This window comes from Kitasatospora sp. MAP5-34, from assembly GCF_029894335.1.
Lineage (GTDB): Bacteria > Actinomycetota > Actinomycetes > Streptomycetales > Streptomycetaceae > Kitasatospora.
In genome coordinates, this window is sequence record NZ_JARXZC010000075.1 from 1 (window position 1) to 11140 (window position 11140).

The following is an 11140-nucleotide window of genomic DNA, read 5'->3' on the forward strand; positions in this document are numbered from 1 at the left end:
CGCAGACTCCTGCCCACGATCAGCACGAGCACCCCGGAGAACCGTCACGCCAGCCCCTCTGACCAGCACGTTCGAGGATGGCGAAGCTTCATTGACGCTGTGACAGCCACCAGAACCTGTTCGCCTCCGGTGGCACGGTGGTGCGCCGCGACATCCTCACCTGAACGGCTGCCGGGGCCGACCGTGTCCGCTCACATCCGGTTCGCAGTGGACCTTCGACGTGGGAAGCAGGACGGGCCGTCACCGATGCGTTGGTGACGGCCCGTTGTGATCGGGGTTGTTCATGCGTCCGAGGCAGCCGTCCAGGGCACCGCGGTTGCAGGACACCTGCCGGACGCCGCCCGCGGTTGCTCTCCGCAGGCGCCGGATGGCGCTCTCCACCTGGCCGCGGGAGCGAGGCGGCACCCGAGCAGGCGCGTTAGGGATCGTCGTCACGTTGCACCATAGGCACGATGAAAGCCGAAGTCCTGCCGGCGTCGCCCATCATGACCGTGGGGCACGCCCCCAGGCGGTTGGCGCACCCGGCCGGTGCGGACTGCGACCACTCCCGCCCCCGACACACCGCTGACCTCCCCGCCCCGCGATCCGGCAATAGCACTGCGCCTATCAAGGCGTAGACCCTGGCCGGCTCGGGGCGACCCGGCCGCAGGCGTTCGCCACCAACTCCCCCGGCCGCCAGGCCGCTTGGCTCGAAGCACGCCACAGGAGTCATGCCCGTGTCGAGCCGAAGATCCGCGACAGCAAGGCCGAGAGCCTGGCTCGGTTCCCCTCGCGCCACATGAAGGTCAACCAGGCCTGGCTGACAGTCACCGCGCTCGCCTGCGACCTGCGCAACTGGCTCCAACTCCTCGCGCTCGGCGGCACCTCGCTCGCCAAGGCGACACCGAAGACCCTGCGCTACCGCTTCCTGCACGTCCCCGCCGTCCTGGTGCGCGGCCAGCGCCGCCGACGCCTGAAGATCCCCTGGACCTGGCCCTGGGCCGACGAGATCGTCACCGCGTTCCGCCGCCTGCAGGCCCTGCCCCGCCCCACCTGACCGGGCGAACTGCCCCGCCGAGCAGCGAGAGGAGGCCAACCCCCAGTCCCCGGGCCCGTGGAACCCGGCGCCACCGACGCGACAGTCGACGCCCGCGCCCGCTCGCCCAACACCCCGAGCGGAGACGAAACGGGACATCGCGGGCGCAAGATCAACCCACCACCGTCATGAACGATCGAGGCCAGGCGCGGGCGGGGCCGCCCGGCGTTCGCCGGGCGGCCCCTGGGAAGTGGTTGCGAATAGCAGCGGTTTAGCAGTTGCCGATATCGCTGCTGGACGAGCCGATCACGACGTTCAGCAGGCCGAGTGCGTTGATGTGGACGGCGTTGACGGTCAGGCCCTGGTCGGCTCCGGTCACCGGCGTCTGCTCGTTGAATGTCAGGGTGACTCCGAGCACGGTGACGGTCGTGTTTGCGCCCGGATGCAGGTTCACGTTCACCGGGATGCCGCCGACGGTGACCGACCCGATGGTGACGCTGCCGGTCGATCCGCTGCAGTTCGTCGTGGACGAGGACTGCACCAGGCCGATCTTGATCACCGGCAGGCCCGTCACGCCGAGGGTGGCGTCCTGCACCCCGGAGGTCGAGGTCGAGGTGCCGGGATTGACGGATGTGACCACCTGCGCGCACAGTGCGTGGGCGTTGATCAGTCCGCCGATGCTGGCCACGCACGGCGGGCCGAAGGTTCCGGCGGACGCCGTCTGGATCGGACCGGTGTCGGGAATCGCGGCGATCGTGACCAGGCCGCCCGAGGAGAGGCCGAACGCCTCGCCGGTCATGTATTGGAACTTCAGGGTCGCGCCGGCCGAGGCCGGCAGGTAGTAAGCGTCACTGGCGAAGACCGCGGTGACCGGGACCGAGGTGCTGGACGCCGGCTGGTTGACGGAGGAGATGGTGCAGGAGGCGTTTCCGTTGCCGTCGGTCGTACCGGTGCAGGACTGGGCCGAGGCCCCGGAGCCGAGGGTGAAGGTGACCGTGCGGCCGGCGATCGCCGAGGTGCCGTCCTCGAGCAGCACGCCGGAGAGTGTGAGCGGCACACCGTTGGCGGCCTTGGACGGGCCGGTGTACCTCAGCGTGGTCTGTTCAAGGTTGACGGTATAGGTGGCGGTCGACGACGAGCCCAGGTCGGTCGCGCTGCCCGAGAAGGTTGCGGTCAGCGGATAGGAGCCGGCGGCTTCCTGCGGGGTGATCTGGCAGGACGCCGTTCCGCTCGCGTCGGTGACCGCCGAGCAGGACTCGGATCCGTTCAGCGTGAACACGATCGTCTGGCCGGCCGCCGGCCCGCCGTTGTCGGTCAGCACCGCGGACACGGTGCCCGGGTCGTTGTGGTCGCTGGCCGACGTTCCGGTGATGGTCAGCGACGACGGCCGTTTCTGCCAGACCACGGTCACGGTGTTCGAGGTGATCGTGCCCGCCGGGTTGGCGGTCGTCTCGATGGCGATGTCGGTACCGGGGCTCGCACCGGTATAGGAGAATGTCGCCACGCCGTTCACGTCGGTCGTCGCGGTCTCTGTCAGGCCCGCGTTGGGCCCTGACCGCACGGTAAAGGAGACGGTGGCGCCCTGCAGAGGGTCGCCGCAGGAGTTGGTGAGCGCGGCCTGGAATGAGGCCGTGGTCCCGACGTCGTCGGTCTGGGTCGACGGACCGAGTGTGAGAGACGCGCTCGGGCAGCGCGTGCCGATCAGCGACCACTGCGCCGACTCGTTGGTGCCGGCCGGGCAGGCTGCCAGGTCGATGCCGCCGGTGTTGAGCACCTGCTTCGTGTCGAACAGCGCGTTCGTCACACCGCCGATCGTCACGTCGACCTCAGGGATCACTCCGTCCGGTGTGCAGTTCGTCGCTGCGCCGTTGACCCCGATGTCCGAGGTGTCGAATGCTCCACTGGTACCGCCGCATACCGCGGCGGCGGTGGGATTGGTCTGAGTGACGATCATTTGCTGCCCGGGCTGCAATACGGTGCCATGCGGCCAGATGTCGAAGGTACACGTGCTGATCTTCACGATCACCGAGTCGACGGTCTGCGCGATCGAGGTGTTGTCGACGACGCGCACCGCGCCCGCGTCGTACGTGCAGCCGACGCAGCCGTCGAACGTCATCCCGGGCGAGCCCGCCCACGGCGTCGGGAAGTTGTTCGGGTTGGCGCGCGCGTTGTCGGCGTAGCCGACCTGCACCACGACGCTGGACGCGGCGGCGGCCGGTGCCGCGGAGACCGCCGCGACCCCGGTGAGCGCGAGCGCGGCCGTCACGAGCACGGCCAGCCACCTGGGCATGGCCGTGCGGAACATTCGGATTTTGTGCATGAACACCCCCTGCTGCGGCCCGAGCCGGCCCAAAGGCCTAAGGGGCCTGATAGTCCAACCCCGAAGCCGGAGCTGGCACTTTCATGACGTTATAGAAACGATCACGAAACAAACAGGTGGGAAACGGGCGCATAAGAGCGCTGAGGTGGTGGACCACCCAACAGAATGCGCCCGAAAGCATTTCCAATGCGCCCCGGCCGGGTCCGCCCCCGGGGCGGTGGGCACGGCGAGCAGGCCGAGGCGGGTGAACTCGGCGAGGTCGACCTCGTGCTTGTGCTCGCGGACGATCCGCCGCCACAGCAGGGTGGACCAGCGATCCGGCGTAGGCGAGGTTGGGGCCGATGTTCACCCCGAGCAGCACTGCCAGCACCGCGGCCGGACCCTGTCGGGCTCGGAAAGTCATCGCTGCAGGTAGGAGCGGCAGGGCGATCTCGGCTGGCACCATGTCCGGGTGATCGTCTCGCTGCTGTACAAGGTGGCGCGCAGGCTGTTGTCCGCCCCGGGGGTGCTGCTGCGCCGCGACACCGCGAAGGACGCCGAGCTGCTCGTACTCCGGCATGAGAACGCGGTGCTGCGCCGCCGGATCGCCGGCCTGGTCCGTTATGAGCCGGCGGACCGGCTCTGGCTGGCGGCGCTGTCGGGACTGATACCCCGTCACCGCTGGCGGGCGGTCTTCCCGGTCACGCCCGGCACCCTTCTGGCCTGCCATCGCCGGTTCATCGCGGCGAAGTGGGACTACAGCGCGCGGCGCACCCGGAGCGGGCGCCCGCCGACCAGAGCGGCGCTCAAGAATCTCGTGCTACGCCTGGCTCGGGAGAACGAGGGGTGGGGCACAGGCGGATCCAGGGCGAGCTGGCCCGACTCGGGCATCCGATCGCCGCATCCACGGTGTGGGAGATCCTCCGCGCGGCGGGTATCGACCCGGCTCCGCGCCGCGCCGCACCGGCCCGACCTGGCGGGAGTTCCTCACGGCCCAGGCCGAGGGCATCATCGCCGTCGACTTCTTCCATCTCGACACCGTGATGGGTCGTCGCCTGTACGCGCTGGCGTTCCTCAAGCACGGTATTCGGTGCCTGCACATCGTCGGTGTGACCGCCCGTCCCGCCCGGGAGTGGGCGGTGCGGCAGGCCCGGAACGTGGCTGCTGACCTGGGCACGCGCATGGAGGCCCTGCGCTTCGTGCTGCGTGACCGGGACGGCAAGTACGGGCAGTCCTTCGACGCCGTCTTCGAGGCCGAGGAGATGGAGATCCTGAAGAGCGCGCCGAGAGCTCCCCGGATGAACGCCCACTGCGAGCGGGTGATCGGCAGTATCCGGCGTGAGGTCCTGGACCATGTCCTCATCGTGAACGAGGCCCACGCCCGCCACGTCCTGGCCGCCTACCAGCGGCACTACAAACGAGCACCGCCCCCACCGGGCCCGGAACCAGCTACCACCTGGCGCCCACGATTAGCTCACCACCGCACACGACCCCGAAGGCCGCAGACTCCTGCGCATCCGCGTCCTCGGCGGTGTCATCAACGAGTACCGATACGCAGCTTGACCAGCAGCGATGACTTTCCGAGCCCACAGGTTGATCCTGCTGGACCGCGAGCCCGAGGTGACCGGGATCGCATCGCAGTCGTTCTGGCTGCACTGGCATGACGGGAAGCGGCGGCGCCGGCACGCGCCCGACTACTTCGTGCAATCACATGCCGGGTAACGGCGGCCAATACTCCATCGCGTACGATCGGTACGCGCGATCGGTGGTGCAGGGGGCCTCGAAGGGTGCGGGCCAGACGCTGACGGCGTGGGTGTCCATGACGGCGAAGACACACTGGTGCACCGTACCCAGTGCGATCAGGGCCACGCCGGAGCGCATGGCGAGCGTGCGCGGCAGGGTGGGATCGATCTTCGCGGTGACGAGCATGCTGTTCAGCTTGTCCGTGCTGGGCTGGAGTGCCGCGTCAGCAGGATGGTCCGCAGGGCGGATCCGATAGGCGAGCTGCGCCATGCGGCGCTGGGCGGCCCACACGTCCTCGGTCGTCGCGGTGGCGCCCGAGGACCTGTCCGTGTACGCCGCCGATGAGTCGGGCTGCGGGGGTGGGGGCAGATCCTTCGGGCAGCTGATCACCCTGTGGCGCAGGGTATACAGCATGTTGGTGAAGGTATAGCGGTAGCACCCCTGGACGCCCTTTCCCGGGCCCCAGTCGACCGGTCCTTTCGGGACCGCTCCGCTGAACACGTAGTCCACCTCGACCGTACGGTCCCTGTCGTTGTGGTGCTCACGCACATCGAGCAGTGCGGCGCCCTGGCCCGCTCGGCCGGACAACTCGAAGCGTTGGTCGTTGCCCGTGTTGTTCAACCGGTAGAGGCTCTGCTGCAGCACGTCGTCGATATGGTCGGCCTCGGCCTTCATCTCCACCGTTGGCACGTCCGCTTCACTGAGCGGGCTGATCTCGTAGCCCGCCAAGAGCAGCCCCACAACCACCGCAGTCGCGCCCACCATGCGCCGCACACCCATCGCCCGCCCCGGCCCGTTCCGATGTTCGGTCAGCACTCTAACTGCCCACGCCATCCACCCAGACTCAGCGACGGCAGGATCTACCTCCAGAATCCGTTCTGGACCGGCAGCCCCGGCGCCATCGTCGACATCCAGGGCTACACCACGGACACCTCCACCATGGCCCTCGCCGCCGCCCAACAGAACGACGTCCACTCCGTGCTCGTCCCCGACATCGAGATCCTCCGTGCCCGCCAGCCTCGGGTATTCAACCGACTGCATTGATCTGATGGTGAGTTAGAAGAAGGTGCCTCTGGCCTGCGAGGATGCGATTGCGACGTCGTATCCACTGCAAGAACAGGTGCACCTTCTCGGTGAGTGAGCGTACAGGGTGGAGCCGGGGGCTGTCGGTGGCCGCCGACGGCAAGGGGCAGGTCGGGCACGCGGGGGTGCTGCTGCACCGGGTCGCCGACCGGGTCGGGTTGACGGCGGCGCTCGCGGGGCTGTTCCCCGCGGGCGGGAGCGCGATCTGGCGGGATCGCGCGCATCTGATCGTGGCCTTGGCGAGCACGACAGTGCTGGGGGCCACGAACCTGTCCGAGGCCGAAGCCCTGCAGGCGCACCACGCCGCCGTGCTGGGTATCCCGGCCTCGGATTCCACCGCCCACCGCACCCTGGCCGCCCTGGATGAGAGCGCCCGGGTGCGGATCACCAGGGCCCGCGCCCGGGTCCGGCGCCACGTGTGGTCGCTGCTGCACCTGCGTCCGGGCGGCTTCCCCTGGCTGACGGCGGCCGGCAAGCGCCTTGCCGGGTGGATCGTGATCGACCTCGACGCCACGATCATCCTGGCCGCTTCCAAGAAGGAGGGGGCGAAGGCGACGTTCAAGAAGACCTTCGGCTTCCACCCGCTGGCGGCCTGGTGCGCGAACACACAGGAGTCGCTGGCGATGCTGCTGCGCGAGGGCAACGCGGGCGGTAACACCGTCGCCGACCACCTCGCCGTCCTCACCGCCGCGCTCGCGCAATCCCCGGTTCCTCCCACGCGAAGATCCTCATACGCGTCGACGGCGCCGGGGCCACCCACGGGCATCAAGCACATCGAGGCGTTGAACACCGCCCGGCGCACGGTGCGCTACCTGGTCGGCTGGACCGTCACCGACCAGGACGAGACGGCGATCGCCAAACTCCCCGAGCGGGCGTGGGAGGCTGCCCTGCGTCAGGACGGCGAGATTCAGGAGGGCTGCAGGATCGCGGAGCTGACCGGGCTGAGCACCCGCACCGGCTGGCCGGCGGGGATGCGACTGCTGGTTCGCCGGGTCAAACCGTCGGGGCGGCACGCGAAGAAGCTCACCGCCTACGAGGCCCGCACCAGCTCAGGTACTCGATCGTCGCCACGAACATCCGGCACATGTGGGGCATCGTCGGCTCCCACCAGCCCCGGTTTCTCGACGCGCTCGCCCGCTCGCACGCCACGGTCGAGGACCGGGTGCGCACCGACAAGGCCATGGGGCTGAAACCTCCCCAGCAAGAAGTGGCAGGTCAACGCGGCCTGGATGCTCACCGCGGACCTCGGCCACGACCTGGACTGCTGGGTCCGCCCCCTTGCCCTGCACGACCAGGAGGGCCTCGCCGGCGCCGAGCCCGCGACCATGCGCCACCGCCTCTACAGCGTCCCGGCCCGCCTCAGCCGCCATGCCCGCCGCCGCTGGCTCCGCATCGACTGCACCTGGCCCTGGGCTGAAGCCTTCACCCTGGCCTGGCAACGCCTCACCAAGCTCCCGGTCGCACCCTGACGGCCGGTCACCACCCCGACGAACCGGAAAGGAGAGCAGACCCCGGCCCGTGGAACCCGGCGCACCCGCAGCGTCACGCGACGGCCTACCTCACCGACCCCGAGGACAAACCGGGCACCCAGCCGAAACGGTCGCCACCGACCGGACGCTGAAGGATCGAGGTCAGCGACAGTTGAACCTGAGAGGCATTCGCACAGGTCAGCTGGGTCGATCAATTGCGGTCAGTGGGGCCACCCGTCGGGGGCGGCCCACGCGAACGTAGCCTCAATGGTGGGCGACGGCGTGTTGGTGTCGATGGACAAGTACACCTGTCGACCGCTTCCAGGGCTGGTGGCGGTGACGACGCGGTAGGCGTGACCGCGGTCCGGTAGTACGAGCGGGCCGTTCGGGAACTTGCCGAACTTCAGCCTGAACGGGAACTCTGCGGCATCGGGATGGATCAGGGGCGCCGCGTCGAGGTCGGCGCCGGGGGCGATTTGGGCCACGAACGCGCGCAGGCAGTCGGGGGTCACGGTGGCGTGCAGGCCGAAGTTCTCCTCGGAGTCGTTCCAGTCATCGGCGTAGGCGTATCGCAGGCCTCTCGTTCCGCATGGCGCGTCGACCGAGAACCGTGCCAGGACCTGCGGGAAGGTGTGATCCCCGGAGTACGAATCCGAGGCGCCACAGTCCTCGCGCGGATCCGAGCACGCGGACGGCCAGCTGAACCAGGCCAGCGCCGCCGCGCCGAAGACAAGTGCCAGGAGTAGCAGCGCGCTCAGGGCGCAGGCCGCTCGGCTTCGAAGTGCCACGGACCGGACAGTGACAGCCGGCTTCTCACCCGCTGGCTCGGATTCCGTTGCCAGTGACACAGGCTCCCCCGATCAACCTTGCGGTCGGCCCCGACCGACCACTACTTGAACATGTTCAAATCTAGCACTCCTGATGTCACATCAAGCCACTGCTGAGAGCGGACGCATCCCGGATCTCCCGGGCATGCTCATAGGCGGTCTTCAGGCGCTCCGTGTGCCGCGCAGTGCCGCGACTGCCGATAGCCAAGGCCTGCGCTTCCAAGGTCGCGGAGTGCGTGGAGTGGGGTCCGCCTCCAGAGACTGCACACGGTCACCAGCGGGCCCGTCGTTGCAGAGAACTCGCGACAGAGCCCACCAGCAGTAGCCGCTGTCACATGACTATGGGTCAGGCCCGGGTCTCCCTGGGGTGACCGACCAGCTGCCGCCCCTCTGAGCTAGGGTCCTGGTCAGCCGCGCTCTTGATCTCTGCGGCGGGACCGGGGAGGGGTAACGGTGCAGGTGACGGCTTTCGATGAGTACGAGCGTCGGACGTGGGTTGGTCGTGCTGAAGCGTACGCACACAGTTTCGCGAAGCTGTGTGCGTATCCGGTTTCGCAGTTGCTCGATGCGGCGGCGGTGGGAGAGGGAGCCCGGGTCCTCGACGTCGGAACCGGGACCGGAACGGTGGCCGCGGCGGCCTGTGAGCGCGGCGCGAAGGTGACTGCTGTTGATGCCGAGCCCAGCATGGTGGAGCTGGCGGGGCAGACCGCCCCTTCCGCGGAGGTGGTGACGGCCGTCCTGCCGGAACTCCCCTTCGAAGACAGCGCCTTCGACGCGGTGGTCGGCAACTTCGTGCTCAATCACGTGGGGCGCCCGAGGGACGCTCTGGCGGAGCTGCGTCGGGTGGTCCGCCCGGGTGGGCGGATTGCGCTGACGATCTGGGCGGTCCCGGCTCCCGCCGGCCAGGCTCTGCTGGGCCGGGCCGTTGAGGCGGCTGGCGTGACCCGGCCGCCGTATCTGCCTCCGCTCGCGGCGGAGGACGACTTCCCGCGCGACCCGGATGGTCTGGCCTCGCTGATGACCTCGGCCGGACTGCGCGAGGCGACGTGCGAGACGCTGCGCTGGGATCACCGGGCCAGCACCGAGGAGTGGTGGAGCGGGCCGGCAGCCGGGGTGGCCTTCATCGGGCAACTGCTGTTGAGCCAGCCCGAACAGACCCGCGCGGACGTCAAGCGGCACTTCGACGTACTGTCCCAGGAGTTCCTCGGCGAGGACGGCCGGCTGGTCCTTCCTCACGCCGCCTTGCTGGCCAGTGCCTGTCGCTGAATCGGAGGGTGGCGCACGCGGCAGTGAGCGTGATCCAGCCAGTGACGGGGCAGTACGAAACGGCGAGCGGACTCAGTCCTCACCGCATCCTCCTGACCCGACGCTCCGTAACCATCGCCACACAACCTGGGCCAGACCCCACAGAGCCCTGCATAAGACACCCACCCCGGGTCAGGCTGGTCACCGGGCGTGCCACCCGGCTTGCCCCGTCCGGGCCGGTCACCGGCCGGTCAGCCGCTGTGGGGGCGCAAGTGCCCGGTGAGGATCACGGGTACGACCGGTACTTCGCCGGGCTCGCGGTCCAGGTGGACTTCGTAGCCGGGGGCGGGGCCGGCCCGGACGGTGTGCCGCTCCTCGTCCAGGTGCCAGGCGCTGGAGACGACCCGGCCGGTCCGCCCGGTGTGCTCGCCACCGGTGACCAGCACCTTTGTGTCGCGCGGCAGGCCGCCCCGCTCGGCGTTCAGCGCGCCGATCGCCGTGTCCAACGCCCACCCGGTACAGATGTCCACGGCGGGTGTCCGGCGGTCGCCGCCGATGCCCCGGGCCAGACCGCCGAACAGCGGCTCACCGGCGGCGGGCGCGGGCCAGGAACAGGCCAACCACAACCACTGGACAAGCACCGGATCCGGATCCTCGACACCCACCAGGCCGACCGCCAGCCCGTCCACCCCGATCCCGTACGCCAGATCACCACCGACCACCCGCGCCGCCAAAGACCGCACCGGCGAACCCCCCGGCCCCAGCAGATGACACACCAACGAACCCAGCTCCAGCTGGTCCACCGTCACCTGCCGCTCCTGGGCGAGGGCGTGCAACGCGATGGCGATGATCCCGCGCACCGCCCGCCAGCCCCACGAACGCTCGTCCACGCTCAGCCGCCCCGCCGCGCCGATCTCCCCGGCCCGCTGAACCGCCTGCTCCCACCCCAGGCTGCCCCCATCACGTGCGCGGCCAGCGGCCCCGGCCCGGTGAACGCCACCGTATCCGCCGCCCGGCCCGAGCAACTGTCAACGCTGCTCCTCCTGCTGCCCCTGGTTGTCCGGGTAGCGGTAGGGAATCAGCGGGGCGCAGGCGCGGGCCTGCTGGACCGGGTTGGCGTTGGCGGCCTGGCGGAGCACGTAGACCGTCGGGCCCGCCCGGCGGGCGACCGGGCCGATCGGCTCCCGGTGGTCGACGACCAGGCGCACCGCAGTCGCCGTGATCGCGGCCACCGCCTCACCCGCCCGCCGCTCCAGCGGCCGAGCGGTCGTCCACCGTCGGCCGCCGGGCCGGGCAGCGGGATGCGCGGCGCGTGCGGGAACCGCTTGCCGTCGTGCTGCAGCCGGACGTTGGCCGGCTCGTAATGAGTGGTGTGCATCGTGAAGTGGCAGGTCACGGGCCTGGCGTGATTCCGTGGCCCGGTGCTCGTGCTGGTCACGCGCGGCAGTCTGCCGTGTAG

General features: G+C 69.6%; 8 protein-coding genes and 4 pseudogenes. 6 read left to right on the top strand and 6 right to left on the bottom strand.

What is annotated here, in order from left to right:
- Positions 1-667: 667 nt before the first annotated feature.
- Positions 668-1036, top strand: a pseudogene (locus P3T29_RS31955) (transposase); the annotation flags it as partial.
- A gap of 250 nt (positions 1037-1286) precedes the next feature.
- Here P3T29_RS31955 and P3T29_RS31960 read toward each other — a convergent pair.
- Together P3T29_RS31960 and P3T29_RS31965 are read right to left on the bottom strand one after the other, a co-directional pair.
- Complete coding sequence (locus P3T29_RS31960) at positions 1287-3287, bottom strand: choice-of-anchor P family protein (protein WP_280720185.1); 2001 nt, start codon at positions 3285-3287, stop codon at positions 1287-1289.
- A 261-nt stretch (positions 3288-3548) separates the two neighbouring features.
- A pseudogene (locus tag P3T29_RS31965) lies at positions 3549-3783 on the bottom strand (hypothetical protein); the annotation flags it as partial.
- Positions 3784-4612: 829 nt separating this feature from the next.
- Between P3T29_RS31965 and P3T29_RS31970 the strand changes: the two are divergent.
- Positions 4613-4675 (top strand): annotated as a pseudogene (locus P3T29_RS31970) (transposase); the annotation flags it as partial.
- Positions 4676-5021: 346 nt separating this feature from the next.
- Here the strand turns inward: P3T29_RS31970 and P3T29_RS31975 are convergent.
- Positions 5022-5873, bottom strand: a complete 852-nt coding sequence (locus tag P3T29_RS31975) for a hypothetical protein (protein WP_280720186.1) — start codon at positions 5871-5873, stop codon at positions 5022-5024.
- Between P3T29_RS31975 and P3T29_RS31980 the strand changes: the two genes are divergently transcribed.
- The 3 genes and pseudogenes from P3T29_RS31980 to P3T29_RS31990 all read left to right on the top strand — a co-directional run.
- On the top strand, positions 5859-6101 hold the full coding sequence (locus tag P3T29_RS31980; protein ID WP_280720187.1) for a hypothetical protein: 243 nt from the start codon (positions 5859-5861) through the stop codon (positions 6099-6101). The two genes, P3T29_RS31975 and P3T29_RS31980, sit on opposite strands and share 15 nt — an antisense overlap.
- 89 nt (positions 6102-6190) lie before the next feature.
- Positions 6191-7330 carry a transposase gene (locus P3T29_RS31985; RefSeq protein WP_280720188.1) on the top strand — a complete coding sequence of 380 codons (1140 nt, stop codon included), beginning with the start codon at positions 6191-6193 and terminating at the stop codon, positions 7328-7330.
- Between the two features lie 15 nt (positions 7331-7345).
- Positions 7346-7609, top strand: a pseudogene (locus tag P3T29_RS31990) (transposase); the annotation flags it as partial.
- 221 nt (positions 7610-7830) lie between these two features.
- Here the strand turns inward: P3T29_RS31990 and P3T29_RS31995 are convergent.
- Entirely contained in the window at positions 7831-8397 is a 567-nt protein-coding gene (locus tag P3T29_RS31995) for a hypothetical protein (protein ID WP_280720189.1), read from the bottom strand.
- Between the two features lie 498 nt (positions 8398-8895).
- Between P3T29_RS31995 and P3T29_RS32000 the strand changes: the two genes are divergently transcribed.
- Entirely contained in the window at positions 8896-9702 is an 807-nt protein-coding gene (locus P3T29_RS32000) for a class I SAM-dependent methyltransferase (protein ID WP_280720192.1), read from the top strand.
- Between the two features lie 230 nt (positions 9703-9932).
- Here P3T29_RS32000 and P3T29_RS32005 read toward each other — a convergent pair whose 3' ends face one another.
- Together P3T29_RS32005 and P3T29_RS32010 are read right to left on the bottom strand one after the other, a co-directional pair.
- Complete coding sequence (locus P3T29_RS32005; protein WP_280720190.1) at positions 9933-10571, bottom strand: hypothetical protein; 639 nt, start codon at positions 10569-10571, stop codon at positions 9933-9935.
- A gap of 138 nt (positions 10572-10709) precedes the next feature.
- On the bottom strand, positions 10710-10913 hold the full coding sequence (locus P3T29_RS32010) for a hypothetical protein (protein WP_280720191.1): 204 nt from the start codon (positions 10911-10913) through the stop codon (positions 10710-10712).
- Positions 10914-11140 lie beyond the last annotated feature (227 nt).

Coding starts and splice junctions, on each gene's coding strand:
- P3T29_RS31980 (WP_280720187.1), top strand. CDS start 5,859: ATGTTCGGTCAGCACTCTAACTGCCCACGCCATCCACCCAGACTCAGC.